Source organism: Janthinobacterium svalbardense (assembly GCF_002327145.1).
Taxonomy (GTDB): domain Bacteria; phylum Pseudomonadota; class Gammaproteobacteria; order Burkholderiales; family Burkholderiaceae_D; genus Janthinobacterium; species Janthinobacterium tructae.
In genome coordinates this window covers 1,855,591-1,874,876 of the sequence record NZ_CP023422.1, presented here as the reverse complement: position 1 = coordinate 1,874,876, position 19,286 = coordinate 1,855,591, and the positions used below count along the sequence as shown (strand labels likewise).

General features: G+C 64.4%; 18 protein-coding genes. 9 read left to right on the top strand and 9 right to left on the bottom strand.

The features are described from left to right. Nucleotides 1-2 precede the first annotated feature (2 nt). The 5 genes from CNX70_RS08305 to CNX70_RS08285 form a co-directional block, all read right to left on the bottom strand. Complete coding sequence (locus tag CNX70_RS08305; RefSeq protein ID WP_096234319.1) at nucleotides 3-749, bottom strand: SDR family oxidoreductase; 747 nt, start codon at nucleotides 747-749, stop codon at nucleotides 3-5. A gap of 78 nt (nucleotides 750-827) precedes the next feature. Beyond that, complete coding sequence (locus CNX70_RS08300) at nucleotides 828-1,052, bottom strand: hypothetical protein (RefSeq protein WP_071078945.1); 225 nt, start codon at nucleotides 1,050-1,052, stop codon at nucleotides 828-830. Nucleotides 1,053-1,064: 12 nt separating this feature from the next. Further along, nucleotides 1,065-1,736 carry a thiol:disulfide interchange protein DsbA/DsbL gene (locus CNX70_RS08295; RefSeq protein WP_096234318.1) on the bottom strand — a complete coding sequence of 224 codons (672 nt, stop codon included), beginning with the start codon at nucleotides 1,734-1,736 and terminating at the stop codon, nucleotides 1,065-1,067. A gap of 147 nt (nucleotides 1,737-1,883) precedes the next feature. Further along, complete coding sequence (locus CNX70_RS08290) at nucleotides 1,884-3,419, bottom strand: TonB-dependent receptor domain-containing protein (protein WP_096234317.1); 1,536 nt, start codon at nucleotides 3,417-3,419, stop codon at nucleotides 1,884-1,886. Between the two features lie 98 nt (nucleotides 3,420-3,517). Beyond that, nucleotides 3,518-4,408, bottom strand: a complete 891-nt coding sequence (locus CNX70_RS08285) for a LysR family transcriptional regulator (RefSeq protein WP_096238334.1) — start codon at nucleotides 4,406-4,408, stop codon at nucleotides 3,518-3,520. A 112-nt stretch (nucleotides 4,409-4,520) separates the two neighbouring features. Between CNX70_RS08285 and CNX70_RS08280 the strand changes: the two genes are divergently transcribed. Continuing rightward, on the top strand, nucleotides 4,521-5,336 hold the full coding sequence (locus CNX70_RS08280) for a DODA-type extradiol aromatic ring-opening family dioxygenase (protein ID WP_096234316.1): 816 nt from the start codon (nucleotides 4,521-4,523) through the stop codon (nucleotides 5,334-5,336). A gap of 97 nt (nucleotides 5,337-5,433) precedes the next feature. On the opposite strand, the gene ylqF is transcribed toward CNX70_RS08280, so the two are convergent. Beyond that, nucleotides 5,434-6,381 carry a ribosome biogenesis GTPase YlqF gene (gene ylqF / locus CNX70_RS08275; RefSeq protein WP_081344871.1) on the bottom strand — a complete coding sequence of 316 codons (948 nt, stop codon included), beginning with the start codon at nucleotides 6,379-6,381 and terminating at the stop codon, nucleotides 5,434-5,436. 201 nt (nucleotides 6,382-6,582) lie between these two features. Here ylqF and CNX70_RS08270 point away from each other — a divergent pair, with 201 nt between their 5' ends. Continuing rightward, on the top strand, nucleotides 6,583-7,380 hold the full coding sequence (locus tag CNX70_RS08270; RefSeq protein ID WP_096234315.1) for a hypothetical protein: 798 nt from the start codon (nucleotides 6,583-6,585) through the stop codon (nucleotides 7,378-7,380). A 160-nt stretch (nucleotides 7,381-7,540) separates the two neighbouring features. Further along, nucleotides 7,541-7,867 carry a hypothetical protein gene (locus CNX70_RS08265; protein ID WP_167389628.1) on the top strand — a complete coding sequence of 109 codons (327 nt, stop codon included), beginning with the start codon at nucleotides 7,541-7,543 and terminating at the stop codon, nucleotides 7,865-7,867. Nucleotides 7,868-7,879: 12 nt separating this feature from the next. Here the strand turns inward: CNX70_RS08265 and CNX70_RS08260 are convergent, their stop codons facing one another. Then, nucleotides 7,880-8,806, bottom strand: coding sequence for a histone deacetylase family protein (locus CNX70_RS08260; protein ID WP_096234313.1), 927 nt, complete (start codon nucleotides 8,804-8,806; stop codon nucleotides 7,880-7,882). A gap of 217 nt (nucleotides 8,807-9,023) precedes the next feature. Between CNX70_RS08260 and CNX70_RS08255 the strand changes: the two genes are divergently transcribed. From CNX70_RS08255 to CNX70_RS08235, 5 genes are all read left to right on the top strand, one after another. After that, the gene (locus tag CNX70_RS08255) at nucleotides 9,024-9,932 is read left to right on the top strand and encodes an AAA family ATPase (protein WP_096234312.1); all 909 of its coding nucleotides are present in this window, start codon (nucleotides 9,024-9,026) and stop codon (nucleotides 9,930-9,932) included. Nucleotides 9,933-9,937: 5 nt separating this feature from the next. After that, entirely contained in the window at nucleotides 9,938-10,963 is a 1,026-nt protein-coding gene (locus CNX70_RS08250) for a DUF58 domain-containing protein (protein WP_096234311.1), read from the top strand. Beyond that, nucleotides 10,960-12,981, top strand: coding sequence for a transglutaminase TgpA family protein (locus CNX70_RS08245; RefSeq protein ID WP_096234310.1), 2,022 nt, complete (start codon nucleotides 10,960-10,962; stop codon nucleotides 12,979-12,981). Before CNX70_RS08250 ends, CNX70_RS08245 begins: the two co-directional genes overlap by 4 nt. Nucleotides 12,982-12,989: 8 nt before the next feature. Further along, nucleotides 12,990-14,135 carry a lytic murein transglycosylase B gene (mltB, locus tag CNX70_RS08240; protein ID WP_244199075.1) on the top strand — a complete coding sequence of 382 codons (1,146 nt, stop codon included), beginning with the start codon at nucleotides 12,990-12,992 and terminating at the stop codon, nucleotides 14,133-14,135. 438 nt (nucleotides 14,136-14,573) lie between these two features. Beyond that, the gene (locus CNX70_RS08235) at nucleotides 14,574-14,906 is read left to right on the top strand and encodes a hypothetical protein (protein ID WP_034751784.1); all 333 of its coding nucleotides are present in this window, start codon (nucleotides 14,574-14,576) and stop codon (nucleotides 14,904-14,906) included. Nucleotides 14,907-15,006: 100 nt separating this feature from the next. Here CNX70_RS08235 and cysM read toward each other — a convergent pair whose 3' ends face one another. Continuing rightward, entirely contained in the window at nucleotides 15,007-15,909 is a 903-nt protein-coding gene (cysM, locus tag CNX70_RS08230; RefSeq protein WP_096234308.1) for a cysteine synthase CysM, read from the bottom strand. A 248-nt stretch (nucleotides 15,910-16,157) separates the two neighbouring features. Here cysM and CNX70_RS08225 point away from each other — a divergent pair, with 248 nt between their 5' ends. Continuing rightward, the gene (locus CNX70_RS08225; protein WP_096234307.1) at nucleotides 16,158-17,921 is read left to right on the top strand and encodes an FAD-dependent oxidoreductase; all 1,764 of its coding nucleotides are present in this window, start codon (nucleotides 16,158-16,160) and stop codon (nucleotides 17,919-17,921) included. On the opposite strand, the gene CNX70_RS08220 is transcribed toward CNX70_RS08225, so the two are convergent. Next, nucleotides 17,918-19,252, bottom strand: a complete 1,335-nt coding sequence (locus tag CNX70_RS08220; protein ID WP_244199074.1) for a M20/M25/M40 family metallo-hydrolase — start codon at nucleotides 19,250-19,252, stop codon at nucleotides 17,918-17,920. The two genes, CNX70_RS08225 and CNX70_RS08220, sit on opposite strands and share 4 nt — an antisense overlap. Nucleotides 19,253-19,286 lie beyond the last annotated feature (34 nt).

The window sequence follows — 19,286 nt, the reverse complement described above, 5'->3', positions numbered from 1 at the left end:
CTTTAGCGCCCGCCCGCCACGTCGAGAATGCTGCCCGTCACATAGCTCGCTCCTGGTCCCAGCAGATACAGGATGGCATCGGCGATTTCTTCCGGCTCGCCACCGCGCTGCATGGGCACGCCGGACGCCAGGCGCGCCACCCGCCCCGGCTCGCCGCCAGACGCATGGATGGCCGTATAGATGATGCCGGGCCGCACGCCGTTGACGCGGATGCCCTCGGCCGCCACTTCCTTGGCCAGCCCGAGGGTCAAGGTATCGACGGCACCTTTCGAGGCCGCGTAATCGATGTATTCGCCCGGCGAGCCGATGCGCGCGGCCACCGACGAGACATTCACGATGCGCCCGCCCTGCCCGCCATTGGCCATCGACATGCGCCGCACGGCCTGCTGGCAGCACAAAAAATAACTGATCACGTTGGTGCGCAGCACGCGTTCCAGGCGCTGCACGGAAATCTCGGCCAGCCGGCATTTCTGCTCCAGCACGCCCACATTATTGACCAGCGCCGTGAGCGTGCCCAGGCGCGCATCGACTTCGCCGAACAGCCGTTCCACGTCCGCTTCATCGCCCACGTCGGCCTGCACGGCAATCGCCTCGCCGCCGCCGGCCACGATGCGCGCGCACAGCGCCTCGGCCGCCTGCGCATCGCGCACATAGTTGATGCAGACGGCATAGCCCTGGCGCGCCGCCAGCAGCGCCGTCGCCGCGCCGATGCCGCGGCTGCTACCGGTAATCAAGATCACTTCCTTCATCGTCCCTCCAGGATGGTTGTGGCTTCATCATACGCGGACGAAAAAAAACCCGCTGGGCGGGTTTTTCTACTGATGCATTCAGTTCCGGAAATGCGTCATGGCGTAAGTGAGGTGCTGCCACCAGTGCTCGCGCGACTGCACGGACGCCAGGCATTTTGCGTCGACCTCGTTCTTGAACGCGGGGTCCACGCAAGCCTTGCTGGCCAGCGCATTGCGCTGGTTTTCCACGCTGACGACGGCAAGCGCCAGCCACGCCACGAGGGCGAGGGCCAGTACGCACAAGGTCCAGGGCAGCTGTTTCATGGCGCTCTGCGCTTACTTCTTCGCTGGCGCGGGAGCGCGCTCTTTCAGGGTGCGCGCCACCAGTTCATCCATCACGCGCAGGGTCGCCGCCTGGGTTTGCGGCTCGGACTGGCCCGGACGCGACAGCTGCGACGGCGACGTGACGAAGCGGCCGTCGATGACGATGGTCGGCGCGCTGTCGATCTTGCTGGCGGCGATCAGCTGCTCGTTGCGTTTCAGCTTGGTCTGCACGCCAAAGGAATTGAACATGTCCAGGTATTTCGCCTTGTCGATGCCGTTCTTGACCAGCAGGTCGAGGATGGCGTCATCGCGGTTCAGCCGGTTGCGCTCGACGTGGATGGCGCGGAAGATCTTGTCGTGGAACTGCTCCAGCTGGCCCATTGCCTCCAGGGTGGCATAAGCGTGCGCCTGTGGGTCTTTCGGGCCGGAGAAGGCCAGGTGGATGCGGCGGAAGGCGATCTTGTCGCCCTGCTTCTTGACCCAGTCGTGCATCAGCGGATCGAGCGCGTAGCAATGCGGGCAGGAATACATGAAGTATTCGACCACTTCCACCTTCTTGCCCGTGTCCGTGCGCACTGGCGTCGGGAGCGTGGTAAAGCCGGTATCGGCCGCCATGGCGCCGCCGGTGGCCGCCACCAGGGTGACGGCGGCGAGCAGGGGACGCAAGAAACGCAGAAAACGCATATTAATCCTTCATCATAAAGTGGTCGTGAACGGGGCGAGATTACCACTTTTTGCGCCGGTCGATGAAGCCCGGGCAGAAAAAAGCCGTGTTTATCGCACCGCTTTGCACCCGCTTAAGCCGCATTTAAGCCCCGCCGCGCTTGGACTTCAAAAATGGTAGCGCGCCGACACGCGCAGTTGGCGCGCATCCTTGAGGTAAATGCTGGAACGGCAACCGGGCGCATCGCCGTAATGGCGGCGGTTGGCCAGGTTGCTGCCGGCCAGTTCCAGCTCCCAGGCACCCAGCTTGCGCACGTAGCGCCCATCCACGGTGGCGAATGCGGGCACTTGCGCCAGGCAGCTGTTGTCAAAATCCGGGCCATAGCGCAGGGCGCGCAGCCATTGCACGCCCACGTCGGCACTGGCGCCGGCCTGCCCCGTCCAGTACAGGCGCAGGCTGGCCAGGGTCTTGGGCACGAGGGCGATATCCGGGCCATCGTAGGCGTAATCGTCGTAGCGCGCATGCACTTGCCGCAGCTGCGCGTCGAGGCGCCAGTCACGCGCCAGCGCCATGCTGGCCTCGATGGCAATGCCGTCGCGGCGCGAAGGATCGAGGTTGCCCGCAAAGCCCAGCTGGCCCAGGCTCTGGTCGAAGACGATCTGGTTGCTCAGGCGCTCGCTGAAGATGCGCACGGAAGCGCTGCGCGCCGCGTCGCCGAAGGTGGCGCCCACTTCCGTTTCGCGCCGCAGCTGTCCCGCCAGGGGACGGTAGCCGGCGCGGGTATAGCCATCGTCGTCGATACGGTAGCTGCGCGCGGCCTTGGCATACACGCTCAGTTGCGGGCGCAGTTGCAGGCTACCCTGCACGTCCCAGGCGTTCTGGTTTTCCCAGTCGCTGCCACCGGCGGGCAGGTCGGCCGGATCGAGCTGGAACTGTTCATGCCGCAATCCCAGCAGCAGGCGCGGCGCATACAGGCCGCCGAAGGCCAGCTCCTCGCGCAGCAGCAGCGCGCGCGAGTACTGGCGGCGCTGCCCATCGCCATCGCGCCCCGAGCTCCGCTCCCACTGCATCAGGTCCAGGCCCACTTCCGTATCCGTGCCCACTCCCCCCACCTTGCCGGAATGGCGCAGGCGCGGCGCCAGTTGCCGGCGGCGGCTGCTGTACCTCGATTCGCTGCCGCCGTCCTCGCCCGCATACTGGGCCGTGGCGCGCTTTTCCCGCTGCGACAGCTCCACGCCCAGCTCGAACTTGCCCACGTAGCGCTGCACGAAGGCGCTGGCGCGCCGCACCTCATAGCGATACAGGTCTTCCGGGCGGGTCGCCAGCAAGGCCAGGAACGGCGCCTCGGGCGCGGGATAGCGGGTGTCCTGCTTCAGCTGGTCGGCGCTGAAGCCGAAGCGGCCCTGGCGCAGCTTCCATTCCGCGCCGCCGTTGAAGCCGCGCTGGTGAAACACGCTGCCGTCGCGGTAGTTGCCATTGCGCAGCCCGTCGATGGCCACATCGAGCATCATGCCGCCCTGGTCGCGCGACAGGGCGCCGCGCAGACTGTGCTGGCCGCCCTGCGCCAGCTCGGCGGACAAGTCGCCATGCGTGACGCCGGCCGTGACGCCATCCACGCCTTCCTGTGCGCACGCCGGCATGGCCAGGGCGCACAGCAGCAAGGCGCGCGTGGCAATGGTCAGGGCGGGAGGGGCAGGCATCATGGCGGCAAGCTGAGTGCGCTATCGGGGCACGCACGGTAGTGAAACGGGAGGATGGCAAAAGCGAATCATTATACGCACGGCGCGCGCCGCTGGGGCCGTCAACTGCCCAGGCGCCCTTCATCGGCCAGGAAGTCGATGAAGGTGCGCACTTTCGAGGACAGGTAGCGGCGGCTCGTGTAGACGGCGTACACCTTGCCGCCCGCCAGCTGGTAGCCGTCGAAGAGACGCACCAGCCGCCCCGCCGCCAGGTCCGCATCCGTTTGCCACGATGGCAGCAGGGCGATGCCCATGCCGTCGAGTGCGGCCGCATGCAGCAAGCTTTCGTTATTGCATTGCAGCACGGGCGAGAACTTCACCGTCTCGCGCCCCTGCGGCCCCTCAAAGGCCAGTTCATTACCGTTTGACAACAAGGAATAGCTGATCATGGCGTGCAGCGCCAGGTCCTGCGGCGTTTGCGGGTGGCCCGCGCGCGCCAGGTAGGCGGGCGCGGCCACCAGGTGAAAAGCGATGCTGCCGATGGGCCGCGCGATCAGGGTCGGCGACGGCGCCTGGCTCACGCGCAGGGCCAGATCAAAGCCCTCTTCCACCAGGTTGACCACTCTTCCGCTGAGGTCGATGTCGAACGTGACTTCCGGGAAGCGCTCGCGGTAAGCCACCAGGGTGCGCGTAAAGATGGCGTTGGCGAACCACACGGGGGCGCTCAGACGCAGCATGCCGCGTGGCACCACCGTCGTGCGGCCGACGGTCGCTTCCACCTCATCGAGATTGTCGAGCATGTCACGGCATTGTTCAAAATACACTTTGCCGATTTCCGTCAGGCTCAGGTGACGGCTGCTGCGGTTCAGCAGGCGCGCCCCCAGGTGGCGCTCCAGGTGCATCACGTGCTTGCTGACCATGGCCGGCGATACATCCAGGCGCTCGCTGGCGCGCACGAAACTGTCCAGCTCGACCACGGCGCGAAACACGCGCATGCTGCGCAAGGTATCCATGACCATCCCATCATCAACAAAATGGAAATGATATATCAATAATTTCAATCTTGATCAACTGACCGCGCATGACTATCATCGGTAGCATCAGCCATTCCACTCCGGAGCCGCCATGCAAGAGCACACCTTCCCCACCTATTTCCTGTCGCACGGCGGCGGCCCGTGGCCGTTCATGAAAGAGCAGTTCGGCGACCGCTACGACGTGCTCGAAGCATCCTTGCAGGATATCCCGCGCCAGCTCGGCGCGCGTCCCAAGGCCGTGCTGGTGGTGACCGCACACTGGGAAGGGCCGCAGTTCCTCGTCTCGGCCAGCCCGCAGCCGGGCATGATCTACGATTATTCGGGCTTTCCGCCGCACACGTATCAGATCCAGTACCCGGCACCGGGCGCACCGGCACTGGCGGCGCAGGTAAAGCAATTGCTCGATACAGCCGGCCATCCGGCGCGCCTGGACCACGAGCGGGGCTTCGACCACGGCACCTTCAGCGCCCTGTTCCCCATCTACCCGCAAGCGGACGTGCCGCTGGTGCAATTGTCGCTGAAACACGGCTACGACCCGCTCACGCACGTCGAGGTGGGCCGCGCGCTGGCCAGCTTGCGCCGTCAGGGCGTGCTGATACTCGGCAGCGGCTTGTCTTACCATAATCTGCGCCAGTTCGGCCAGGCGGGCGCCGTCGCCTCGCAGCAGTTCGATGCCTGGCTGCGCCAGGCGATGGCCTTGCCGCCAGAACAAAGGCTGGCGCAATTGCTGGCCTGGGACCAGGCGCCCGGTGCGCGCCAGGCCCATCCGCAGGAAGACCATCTGCTGCCGTTGATGGTGGCGCTCGGTGCGGCCGAGCAGGAAGCGGCGCACGTGGTGTATCACGAGGAGGATTTTTTTGGGGCGCTGGCGGTGACCAGCTTCAGGTTTGGCCAGGCGGCGGCATAAACCCGCACGGCGAAAATGCCGGGGTCGGACCCTGAGGGTCCGACCCCAGTCGTCGCTATTGGGTTAAAAGAAAGCCGCTACAAGCGGCTTTTCTTACTTACGTGCCGCGCTTGCCGCGCGCAGAATTCCTGGCCTTCTCGGCCGCAATCTCTGCCGCTTTCGCCGCTTTTTCCGCCATCTCGGCCGCGTGCTGGGCCAGCAGGACCGCGCGCGTATCCGGCGTTTCCAGCGAGATGCGCCCGAGGATGCCGCTGCGGTAATCGAGCAGCAAGGTATGCGAGGCTTTCTCGAAATCGTAATCGCCGCCCTTGATGCGGAAGCCGCGCTTGGCGGCAATGCCTTCGACCACGCCGATGGCATCGACTTCATCGACCTTGGTGCCGTAGCGCGCCGCCAGCAAGTCCGGATAGCGCTTGAGCAATTCCTCGGCCAGGAAGACGGCCACCTCTTCTTCGATCAGCGCGTTCGAGCCGATGGCGTGGCTGGCCGCCAGCATCAGGCCGTCGCTGGGGATGGCGATCTTCGGCCACAGCATGCCGGGTGTGTCGACCAGGATGGTGTTCTTGTCCAGGTACAATTTTTGCTGCATTTTCGTCACGGCCGGCTCGTCGCCCACCTTCGCCACACGCTTTTTCAGCAGCGCGTTCATCAGGGTCGACTTGCCCACGTTGGGGATGCCCATGATCATGATGCGCAGCGGTTTCGTCGGCACGCCGCGGTGCGGCGCCAGCGATTTGGCCAGGTCCGGAATGCGCGCCACGTCGCCCGGCTTCTTGGTCGTCATCGCATACGCGGTCACGCCTTCCTGGGCATTGAAATAGGCCACCCAGGCGGCCGTGGCGGCAGGATCGGCCAGGTCGGTCTTGTTGAGGATCTTCAGGCAAGGGCGCTGGCGGAACAGGCGCAGCTCGTCCACCATGGGATTGCAACTGGCTGCCGGCAGGCGCGCGTCCACCACTTCAATCACCAGGTCGGTATTTTCCATGGTCTCGGCCGCTTTCTTGCGGGCCGCGTTCATGTGTCCTGGGTACCATTGTATCGCCATGCTCTTGCCTTCAGTTCGTTCAGTCAATCCGCTATTTTACGTGGTTGCCGCCACGACGTCGCATTTTCCGCCGCCCAGCGCCAGCCGTGCGACGCGAACGAGACAATTGGTGATAATTTGGCAGTTACTTGAATGATAAGATCCGCAGTCCGTCCAGCCTGGCCGGTTTCCCCATTGCAAACTCAACCTGGCGCGCATTCCATGCATCTTCCCCGTTTCCTCCTCCTCGCCCCCCTCTGCGCCTGCCTGCTGCCCGCCATGGCCCAGGAACAAACGGCGGCGCCTGGCGACCCAGTGAACCAGGAAATGCAGCAGCTTGTCGAGGTGCAAGGCACGCGCGATCCTGACTTGCGCCCCTACCGCACCATGCTCAAGGGACTCGACGCGTATGCCGACCACCAGCGCCTGGCGCCGGGCGCGCCGCTGCGCTTCATGCTGGTTCCCGCCACGCCCCAGGCCAGGCTCGATGGCGTGACCCTGCACCTGTCGGCCGACAACCTGTCGATCCCCGTGCCCCTGGCGGCGGATGGCGGCTTCACCTTGACGCGCGACAAGACGGCCTACGATGCGAATGCCGACCTGGTCAGCAACAAGAAGCGCGACACCCTGCGCTGGCGCGCCGACATCCATACGCCGGGACTGCCCGCGAACGTGCGCCGTCTGGGCGACTTGCGCCTGGAATGCGAAATCCGCTGGGCTGTCGAACAGGACCAGCTACCGTTTGTGCGGCGCAACCTGTTCCGCCTGGCGGGCGGACCGTGCCACTCATCGCTGATCCACGTGCTGTATCCCGTGCCGCGCAGCCTCGCCGCCGTGCAGGCGCGCTCGGGCGAGCGCACGCTGGAGATCCGCGTCACGGACGACCGCCAGCGCTACGTGCCGCCGCTGCATGACCAGAGCTGGGACGACAATACCCTGCTGACCATCACTTACGCCGACGACGTCAACATGGCCGTAGCCGCCCCCGCTGCGCCCTTGAAAGCAGTACAGCGCCAGTGATAGGCGCCCGCGAAGCCAGCTCAAATATTTCCACAAGGATTTTTATATTTACTGCAAGCAATAAAAAAGTATGCTCTAATATCGCCTCTTAAATGAAAAGCAATTATTCCCAGGCTGGCTCCGCCAGGTGCAGGGAGATACGCGATGGGGATAGGTCGATATGATGAAGGAACACACTGGCATGGCGCCCAAGCGCGTGCCACGCAATGACTGGAAGAGGGAATGCCGGCAGTTGCAGGGGCAAGTGGCGCAGCTGGAAGAGCGCCTGAAACGCCAGAGCGCCGACAGCTATGGCTTGCAAATGCTGTATGACCAATTGGTCAATGAAATCAAGCACCACCGCGACATGCTCCAGCTCGGCAGCTTCGATGCGGAGAAATCATCGCTCGTCTACACGCAAGCCTGGCGCCGCTTCATGGCCGGCGACGCGCTCGATTACCAGACCCACCGCCACACCAATTCCAGCAGCCGTCCCAGCTTGCTGTAGTTCGCGGCACCGTTACAGCTCCGCCAGCGCCTTCACGTGCGCCGCCACGCTGCGGCCCAGCGACGACAGATTGTAGCCCCCTTCGAGGCAGCTGACGATGCGGCCCTTGCCATACTGATTGGCCACGGCCATCATTTGCTGCGTCAGCCACGTGTAGTCGGCCTCCACCAGGCCCATGCCGCCCACATCGTCTTCGCGGTGGGCATCGAAACCTGCGGAAATGAAAATCATCTGCGGCTGCTGCCGGTGCAGCGCGGGCAGCCAGTGGTCGAGCACCAGCTGGCGCACGGCATCGCCCTTCGAGCGGGCCGGCACGGGCACGTTGACGCGCGTATCCGTATAGGACTCGACATCGCTGTACGGATAAAACGGGTGCTGGAAAAAACTCACCATCAGGATGCGTGGATCGTTTGCCACGGATTCGGCCGTGCCATTCCCATGATGAACGTCAAAGTCGACGATGGCGACTCTGTCGAGGCCGCGCACGTCAAGCGCATGCTTGGCGGCGATGGCGACATTGTTGAACAGGCAGAAACCCATGGGCTCGCTGGGCCGCGCATGGTGGCCAGGCGGTCGGATCGCGCAAAAGGCGTTGCTGATCTCGCCATCGATAACGGCGTCCGTGGCAGTCACGGCCGAGCCTGCCGCCGCCAGGGCGGCCTCGTAGCTGTGCGCGTTGAGCAAGGTGTCGCCGTCGAGCGGATAGTAGTCGCCCTCGGACGGCACATTATCGCGCACCAGGCCGATGGCCGTGGCACTGTGGTTGCGCTCGATGTCGGACAATTGCGCACGCACGCCGTCGCGGTGCTCGACCAGGTCGCTGATATGCGCGAGGATCAATTGATCGTTGATGGCCTGCAAGCGGGCCGGCGATTCAGGGTGCCAGTCGCCCATTTCATGGCGCTGGCAATCGGGATGGGTATAAATGGCTGTGCTCATGCGCTGTACTGGTTACCTCTGTCTCTGTCCATTCTCCGGGAACACTGCATGGCATTTCTGTTCGCCCTGCGCGTTCTCGCATAAAATCACTGGCTGGTCTGTGCCGCCTTTGCTGTCACTCTAATCTACCACGAGCGCGCAGCTGGCGGGCGGCGCCGTTTGACCTGGCCAAAGCGATTGTAAATTAAATAATCCGTTGTACTGTGATAGAAATAACATGTTTTCGAAAATACACCAGGCCGCACAGCAAATCGGCGAAGCTCTCGTCGGCAAACACTTGCAGATCCGCCAGACCCTTGCCTGCGTGCTGGCGGGCGGCCACCTGCTGATCGAAGACGTGCCCGGCGTAGGCAAGACCACGCTGGCCCATGCGCTGGCCATCTCGCTGGGCCTGCAATGGAAGCGCCAGCAATTTACCAGCGATCTGCTGCCCGCCGACGTGGCCGGCATGAGCGTGTATGACCGGGGCAGCGCCAGTTTCGTTTTTCATCCAGGCCCCCTGTTTACCCAGGTGCTGCTGGCCGACGAGATCAACCGCGCCACGCCGAAGACGCAATCGGGCTTGCTGGAGGCGATGGAAGAGCGGCAAGTGACGCTCGATGGCGTCACGCACGCGCTGCCGCAGCCGTTTTTCGTCATCGCCACGCAAAACTGCGCGCACCAGCTGGGCACCTTCCCCTTGCCCGAATCGCAGCTCGACCGTTTTCTCATGTGCGTCACCTTGGGCTACCCCGATGCGGCCGCCGAACGGGCGCTGCTGCTGGGCGCCGACCGCCGCGCCATGCTGCAAACCTTGCCGGCCGTGATGAACGCGGAAGAATTGCTGCAAGCGCAAGCGGGCCTGCGCGCCATCCACGCCTCGCCCGCCGTCGTCGACTACGTGCTGACCCTCGTGCATGCCACCCGCGCGCCCGGCGTGTTTGCCGACGGCCTCAGCCCGCGCGCCGCGCTGGCCCTGTTGCAGGCGGCGCGCGCCTGGGCCGCCCTGGCCGGACGCGACCACGTCACGCCCGACGATGTGCAAGCCGTGCTGCTGCCCGTCTGCGCCCACCGCCTGCATGCGGCGCAAGGGTCCACGGACAGCCGCGCGCTGCTGCAGCATCTGCTGTTGAGCATCCCCGTCTGACCGAGATGCGCTGGCGCACTATTCCATGGCTGCCGGCACGCCCCTGGCTGGGCGCGCAGCGCGTGCACATCCGTCCCTCGCGTGCGGGCCTGGCGTTTGCCGCGCTATTGCTGGCACTGTGGATCGCCGCCGTCAATTACCGCCTGGGCCTGGGCTATGCACTCACGTATTTCGCGGCCGCCTGCGCCATCGCCGACATGCTGTTTAGCAGCCGCAACCTGGCGGGCCTGGCCTTGGCGGCCACGCCGGGCAAGCCCGTGTTTGCGGGCAGCCACGCCTTGTTTACCTTGCGCCTGATCAACCGCAGCACCCGCCCGCGCCATGCGATCCGTCTGGCCGTCATCGGTTCGCAGGCATCACCCAATCTGGCCGACATCGCCGCCCACGGCGAAACCGCCGTCAGCATCGGCGTGCCGGCGCAACAACGGGGTTGGATCAATGCGCCAGCCGTGCGCCTGTCCGGCAGTTTTCCGCTGGGCCTGTTTGTTGCCTGGTGCCATTGGCAGCCCGAGGCGCGCGTGCTCGTGTATCCGCAGCCCGAGCAAGATGCGCCGCCGCTGCCGTGGCTGGCCGGCACAATACAGCAGGCACGGCAGGCAAGCTGGCCAGACTCGCCCGGTGGCGCCCAGGAGCTGACGGGCGTGCGCGCCTACCAGCCGGGCGACCCCTTGCAGCGCCTGGCCTGGCGCCAGATCGCCCGCCATGACGGCGAGCATTTATTCAGCAAGCAATTCCAGCCTGACGCCGACGCACCAAAGGGCGCACCGCACGGCACGCATGGCACGCATGGCACGCATGGCAACCTTGTGCTCGACCACGCGGACCTGCACGCGCTGGCGCCGGAAGCGCGCCTGTCGCGCCTGGCCGCCTGGGTGCTGCAGGCGGAAAGCACGGGCTTGCCATATGGCTTGCGTCTGGGCAAGCTGACTCTGGCACCGGCCCTGGGTGACGGCCAGCGCGACGCCTGCCTGTGCGCGCTGGCCCTGCATGGTTCGCCGCACGATTTGCCGCCAGCGCAGGCGATGCCATGAAAGCCTGGCTGAGCGGCTTGCCGCGCGAAAAGGCCGACATTGTGCTGCTGTTGCTGGCCGCCGCCATGGTGCTGGCGCCGCACGCGCTGCATCTGCCCCCATGGTTGTCGGTAGCGACAGCCGTGCCGCTGCTGTGGCGCGCCGTCATTACCGTGCGGGGCCGGCGCCAGCCGCGGCTCGCCGTGCTGGCGCCGCTGGCCCTGCTGGGCATCGCCGGCGTGTACGCCAGCTACGGCAGCGTGCTGGGATGCGATCCCGGCGTGGCCATGCTGGCCCTGCTGCTAGCCTTGAAATCGCTGGAAATGCATGGCCGGCGCGACATCTTCGTCTTCGTCTTCCTCAGTTTCTTTTTGCTGCTGGCCAACTTCTTTCATGCGCAAGGCATCCTCAGCGCTGCCTGGATGCTGGCCACCGTGATCGTGCTGCTGGCCGCCCTGCTGTCGGCCCAGTACGGCACGCTGCAGCCGCGCCTGGCGCAAAGGCTAGGCTTGCTGGGACGCATGCTGGCGCTGGCCATTCCCCTGGCGGGCGTACTATTTCTTGCCGTGCCGCGCGTCGACGGCCCCCTGTGGGGCGCAGCACCAGAAGGGGCGCAGGCGCGCACGGGCTTGTCCGACAGCATGCAGCCGGGCGCCATCGCCTCGCTGGCACTATCAAACGAACCCGTCTTTACGGCCCGCTTTTCCACGCCGCTCCCGCCGCAAGACCAGCTGTACTGGCGCGGCGTGGTGCTGGGTGACTACGATGGCGCCACCTGGACGCGCATGGGCGCTGGCCGGCGCACGCCCGCCAGCGACAGCCGCATCGACATCGCGCTGGAAGGGCCGCCCAGCCACTACGAAGTGACCTTGCCAGCGAACGGCCAGCGGCGCATCTTCGCGCTCGACGTGCCGCGCAGCATCGAACGCTTGCCTGGCAATCCGTATGTCGTGTCGTCTGCGCTGGAAGTGCTGACCATACAACCCATTACTTCGACCGTGCATTACCGCGTCAGTTCCCAGCCCCGCTACCGGCTGCAGGCCGGCCTGTCGCTCGCGCAACAACAGCCATGGCTGGCCTTGCCCGCTGGCAGCAACCCGCGCAGCGTGGCCTGGGCCCGCGCACTGCGCGGCAGCGGCGCACAGGCGCTGGCACCCGCCGACGCCATCGCCGCCGTCCTCACGCACTTCCGCCGCACACCTTTCCGCTACACCCTGCAGCCACCGCTGCTGGGCAAGAATGGCGTCGACGACTTCCTGTTTACCACGCAGGCGGGCTTTTGCGAGCATTACGCGGGCAGCTTTGTCGTGCTGATGCGCGCCATGGGCATCCCCGCGCGCGTCGTCACGGGCTACCAGGGCGGCCTGCGCAACGCTAGCGACAACAGCTTGAGCGTGCGCCAGTCCGATGCCCATGCCTGGAGCGAAGTGTGGCTGGCGGGCCGGGGCTGGGTGCGCGTCGACCCCACCAGCGCCGTCGCGCCCCTGCGCACGGAGCACAACCTCGATACCGCCCTGCCAGCGGCCCCGTCGCCGCTGACGGCCTGGCGCGCGCTGGCCGGCCTCGATGGCGGCGCGCACGGGGCGATTGCCGCATGGCGCCAGCAATGGCAGCAGGCCGAGCACGCCTGGAGCAACTGGGTGCTCGACACCACGCCGCAACGCCAGCGCGCCATCCTCGATCGCTTGAAAAACCTGCCAGCGACGACCCTGGCACTCGCTTGCGCCGTGCTGGCCCTGCTGTCCGCCGCAGTTGGTGCACTGGTCTGGTGGCGGCAAGCGCGGCAAGCCGATCCGCTCGACGCCCTGTACCTGCAGTTTTGCCGCCAGCAGGCGCGGCGCGGCTACAGCCGTGCGCCGCATGAAGGGCCGCACGGTTATGCTGCGCGCCTGGCCGCAGGCATGGCCACACAAGAGACGCACGCCGCCATCGCACAGTTTCTGGCAATCTATGCCACCATGAAGTATGGTAATGCCAACCCAGACGAACAATCCCGCGCGCGGCGCAGCTTGCGCCACCTGTTAACCCAATGCCGATGAGACGCTCCTTGTTACCGATCAAAACCTCCGCCCTGTCCCTGCTCCTCTCCCTTCCCCTGTGCCTGTCCGCCGCGCATGCTGGCGAAAACGGCAATATTTCCGCTGCCGACCGCGCCCGTGCCGTGCGCGCGGCCAAGGCCCCGCCCGCCAAGGTGACGGCCAAAAAAGCACCGGCGAAATTCGACTTCGAAGGCGAGTTTGTCGACTATGCCAACTGGAAAGAAGTACGCGCCTTCCTCGACGAGATGTCCGCCAAGCATGGTTTTGACCGCGCCGCGCTCGATACCCTGATCGGCAAGGTGCGCTATGTCGAGTCGACCGTGCAGCTGATGAAACCGGCGCCACCAGGCAAGCCGAAGAACTGGCAAGCGTACAGCGCCCGCTTCATCGAGCCGGTGCGTATCAATGCGGGCGTGAAATTCTGGGAAGAGAACGCGGCAGCACTGGCGCGCGCCGAACGCGAATATGGCGTGCCGGCCGAAATCATCGTCGGCATCATCGGCGTGGAAACCGTGTACGGACGCAACACGGGCCGTTTCCGCGTGCTCGACGCGCTGACGACCCTGGCGTTTTCCTACCCGGAAAGCCCGACGCGCGCCGCGCGCATGGAATTTTTCAAGGGGGAACTGGAAAACGCGCTGCTGTACGCGCGCAAGGATGGCATCGATCCCTTGACCCTGCTCGGCTCGTATGCGGGCGCCATCGGCTTGCCCCAGTTCATGCCTAGCAGCATCATGAAATACGCGGTGGACTTCGATGGCGATAGTCACATCGACCTGCGCAATTCCACCACCGACGCCATCGGCAGCGTGGCGCATTTCCTCGTCGAACACGGCTGGCGGCGCGATGACCCGGCCATCAGCACATATCGCGTCACCGTCTCGGGCAGCCACGCCTGGGAAAAGTTCATCGGCCAGGGCTTGCAAGCCAAGTACCGGCTGGAGGAATTGCAGGAGGCCGGCGTGAGTACCGTCGCAGCCACGCCCCAAAACATGTTGTTCGGCCTGATTGATCTGCAAAATGGTTCAGAAGCAACTGAGTATCACTTGGCAAGCAATAACTTCTTTGCTATAACTCAGTACAACAGAAGTTATTTTTATGCCATGTCAGTCATCGACTTGGGCAAGGCCATCAGCCAAGTGCGCGCACGCTAACCGAAAGTCAGTGTAAAGTTATAATATTACTTGTAAGAAAGCGTAAGCGATGTTGAAGCGACCAGCAAACAGGTCTATGGTGGCAGCGATAACATGTGCCAGCCTCGCTCGCCAGCCATTGTGCGGCACGGAATACAGAAATGGTTTTATACTTAACTTTTGTCAAAGTACAATTTTTGTTCTATCATAGAGCATATTAAAGAATAAATAGCTGTTGCAACATGACAACACTTATTTTATCCAAAGCAAGATTACAGAGCTTTCCGGCCTGAAATGGAATCCTGCTGTACAATTGTGTATATACCATGAAAAACTGTATCCCGGATCGTACCATGTGTGAATTTGTTCCTTTTAGTAAAGAATGAACATGAACGCAGCAAGAGCGAGCTCCGAGTGTTTTTTACTTTGCAGTGCAACTACAGAAGGAACATTAACATCATGACAAACCAAGTCGGCATTGATATGAACAGCGATTCGGACTCCGACGATCTGCTCCAGTACAACCCAAACAGATTGCTCGATACCCTGATCGAAAACCTGCGCCTGAAAAACGACGCAGCACTGTCCCGCGCGCTGGAAGTGGCACCACCAGTGATCAGCAAAATCCGTCACCACCGCCTGCCGGTCGGCGCATCGCTGCTGATCCGCATGCACGAAGTGAGCGACCTGAGCATCCGCGACCTGCGTTACCTGATGGGTGACCGTCGTAACAAATTCCGCATCAGCGACAAGCAATTCAAGCCAAAAGAAGGCGAAACGCCACAAGGCTGATCCTGCCAGTTTCGCAGGTTTTCCCTCCCCGCCATGGGGAGGGGGTATTTCCAGCAGTTCTCAGGCCGTTCTGGCCGATATTATTTTCCCGTATTAACTATCAAGCAGGAAACACGCCGGTGGACAAGTAACGGTCGCCGCGGTCGCAAACGACAAACACGATCGTCGCGTTCTCCACCGTTTGCGAGATGCGCAGCGCAATTTCGCAGGCGCCGGCTGCAGAGATGCCGCAGAACAAGCCCTCTTCCGCCGCCAGGCTGCGCGCCATGCGCTCGGCCACGCCCTGGCTCACGTATTCCACCTGATCCACGCGCGACTTGTCGTAAATTTTCGGCAAGTACGCTTCCGGCCACTTGCGGATGCCGGGAATCTGCGAGCCTTCTTCCGGCTGGGCGCCGATAATCTGGATGGCGGGATTCTGTTCCTTCAAATAGCGCGACACGCCCATGATGGTGCCCGTCGTGCCCATGGCGCTGACAAAATGCGTGACCTGGCCATTGGTATCGCGCCAGATTTCCGGTCCTGTGCTTTCGTAGTGGGCGCGCGAATTGTCTTCGTTGGCGAACTGGTCGAGGATGATGCCACGGCCGTCCTTCTGCATCTGCTCGGCCAGGTCGCGCGCATATTCCATGCCGCCCGTCTTCGGCGTCAACAGAATATCGGCGCCGTAGGCGGCCATGCTCTGGCGGCGCTCCACGCTGAGATTGTCTGGCATCAAGAGCAGCATCTTGTAGCCGCGCAAGGCGGCGGCCATGGCCAGCGCGATGCCCGTATTACCGCTGGTGGCCTCGATCAAGGTATCGCCTGGCTTGATGACGCCGCGCTCTTCAGCGCGCTTGAGCATGGACATGGCAGCGCGGTCCTTCACGGAGCCGGCCGGGTTGTTGCCTTCCAGCTTGCCGAGGATGACGTTGTTGCGCGCAATCGCATCGGCGCCCGGCAAGCGCGTCAGTTGCACCAGCGGAGTATTGCCTATCGTATCTTCAAGTGTCTTGTAAGCCATCGTGTCTGTTTGAGTAATTTCAACAAAGACCCATTCTAATATGAGATGCTGGACGGCGTATGGCTAAAAACCGCCGCCCCGCCAGGCTGCCCCCGCTGCGGCCGCCCGTGCGTCAGGCCGCATGGCGCCTGGCTTTGCCCCCTGCCAAGGGTGCCGCGTGCGGTGTGCCAGCGGGCCGCGCGCGCATGCGCTAGACTCGTGACGGTTAGTTATTTTAGTAATTTGCTTATTCAATCAATGGATCAGTCATGAGCAGCAGCGCACCCGAATTCATCCCCGAAACCACGCAGGACGATCCCGTCCAGGCCAGCAGCCTCGATATCCAGGGCCGCATGCACCAGATTTCCCCCGTCTTCACCGCAGCGGAACTGCGCCGCCTGCAACGCTATGGCAAGGCCTGCCGCTATACGGATGGCGCCACCCTGTTCGAGGCGGGCAGCAGCAGCTTCGGCATGCTGGTCATCCTGGCGGGCCACGTCGCCGTCACGCGCCACGAAGGCCTGGGCCGCACCTCGCTGATGCGAGAAGTCGGCCCCGGTCACTTCATCGCCGAAGTGGCGCAGCTGTCGGGCCGCCCCGCCCTCGTCAATGGCCATGCCGTGGGCGACGTGGAGGTACTCGTTATCAGCTCGGAATCGCTGCGCGCGCTGATCGTGGCGGAAGCAGAAATGGGCGAACGCATCGTGCGCGCCCTGATCCTGCGCCGCGTGGCCCTGATCGAAGTCAATTCAGGCGGCCCCGTGCTGGTGGGGCCGCGCGGCAATGGCAATCTGTTCCACCTGCAAAGTTTTCTGTCGAGCAATGGCCACCCGCATACGGTGCTGGACCCGGCCCTGGACGCGGCCGCCGCTGCGCTGGCCGAGCGCTACCAGCCCACGCCGCAGGAATGGCCCTTGGTCGTCTGTCCCGACGGCAAGGTCATGAAAAACCCCGGCAATGCGGAACTGGGGCGCTGCCTGGGCATGTTGCCTGATTTGTCCGGCGACAAGATCTTCGACGTGCTGGTGGTGGGTGCCGGCCCCGCCGGCCTGGCCACGGCCGTGTATGCGGCATCCGAAGGGCTATCGGTCCTGGCGCTGGAACAGCGCGCGTATGGCGGACAGGCGGGCGCCAGCGCGCGCATCGAAAATTACCTGGGCTTTCCCACCGGTATTTCCGGTCGCGCGCTGGCGGGACGCGCCTATGTGCAGGCGCAAAAGTTCGGCGTCGAGATCGCCACCCCGGCCAGCGCCGCCAATTTGCTGTGCGACAGCTGGCCCCTGCGCGTCAAGCTGTGCGACGGCACCCAGGTGCGCGCCCGCACGGTGGTACTGTCGTGCGGCGCGCGCTACCGCCGTCCCTCGCTGGCGAACCTGAAAACATATGAAGGACGGGGCGTGTATTACTGGGCCTCGCCCATCGAAGCCAAGCTGTGCAAGCAGGAAGAGATCATTTTGGTCGGCGGCGGCAACTCGGCCGGCCAGGCGGCCGTGTTTCTCTCCGGCCATGCGGCCAGGGTCCACATGGTGATCCGCAGCGCAGGGCTGGCGGCCAGCATGTCGAGCTATTTGATCGAGCGCATCGCCGCCACGCCCAACATCACCTTGCACACGCACACGGAAATCATCGCCCTCGAAGGCGACGACGATGGCTTGACGGGCGCCCGCTGGCGCAACAAGCAGACGGGTGAAGAATGCGATTGCGCCGTGCGCCGCGTGTTTCTCTTCGTCGGCGCCGATCCGAACACGGACTGGCTGCATGACTGCGCCGTGGCCGTCGACGAACAGGGTTTCATTCGCACGGGCTTCGACGTCACGCGCGCCGAATGCCGCGCCCATGGCCACGGCCATACCGAGTATCGAGCGGACTTGCCCGAGCGCGCCGCGCTGGAAACGAGCGTGCCGGGCGTCTTCGCCATCGGCGACGTGCGCGCCGGCTCGACCAAGCGCGTGGCGGCCGCCGTCGGTGAAGGCGCGGCGGTCGTTTCCCAGATTCACGGCTTTCTGGCGCGCCTGCCCGTCAACAGCGCCTAACGCAAGGGCATGGGGTATGTTGCCACGCTGACATTGCCGTCGCGGTCGATGGCCTGGACGCCAAAGAAATAGTTATCTTTCGACAGCTTGACCTTGGCTTCGGTGACATTGCCCACGTCCTGCGCGCCCTGCCACTGGTCTGCCGTGGTGGCGCGCCAGACGATGCGGTAGCCGGCCAGGTCCGGCTCCGTGTTCGGCTGCCAGACCAGTGAAGTGGCGTTTTCCAGCTGCGCCGTGCGCACCTGCACGCCGGCTGGCGCGGCAGGCGCCAGGGCCAGTGAAGCGAGCGCCGCCGCATTCACGCGCGCCACTTTTGCCACGTAGTCATAATCGACGAATTGCGGCAAGTCGCCATACTGCACGCCGTTTTCCACGCGCACATCCTGGTGCTGGTGGGTAAAATCCTCGTTCGGCTCCGTGAAACGCAGCGCCGCATACCCTTGCGCGAGAAACGGCATATGGTCGCCGCCGCGCAGGTAGCGGTCGGCGCGCTGGATGACGTTGACCTTGAAACCGGGCACATAGCGCTCGCCCACCTGCTTCACATGGCGCGCCAACTGGCGCGAAATCGAGTCGTTTTCACCGCCCGTCGCCACCAGGGCGCGCACGCCGTCGCTCATCTCCTTCACGGCGGGAATGCCCTCGGCAAACAGGCGCACCTGGCCACCGTCGACGCTTCCATCGTCGGCGCGCGAACTGCCGATGATGTCGTTATTGAGCATGCCGGCGATATTGAGCTTGTTCAGCTTTGCCTGCTGCGCCCAGTGGCCGGAACCCAACAACCCCTGTTCCTCGGCCGCCACGGCCATGAAGACGAGCGTGGCGTCGAACTGGTAGCGCGCCATCGCGCAAGCCATCTCGATCACGGCCGCCGTGCCCGAGGCGTCGTCGTTGGCGCCGGGCGCGTCGCCCTGCGCATCCATCACGTCGGTGGCGCGCGAATCATAGTGGCCGCTGACGACATAGATGCGCCCGGCAGACTGCGGCTGGCTGCCCGGCAGGGTCGCCACCACGTTGACGATTTCCGTCGGCCGCGCGATGCGCTTCGACACGGGCGCGATATGGCTGTCGAGCGCCACCTGCAGGCGCCCGCCCGCCTGCGCGCCGCAGCGCTCCAGCTCCGCCTTGATCCAGCGCCTGGCCGCGCCGATGCCGCGCGTATCGGACACGGTATCGGACATGGTATGGCGCGTCTGGAAGCCCACCAGCTTGCGCACGTGCGCCTCGATGCGCTGCGGCGAGATGTCGGCCACCACCTGCCGTATCTGCTGCTGCGCCGGTTCGGCGCCCGGCGCCGCCGCCACGCTAGCCGACAGCATGGCTGCCGTCATTGCTGTCAAAATCCTTACCATGCCTGCATCCCCC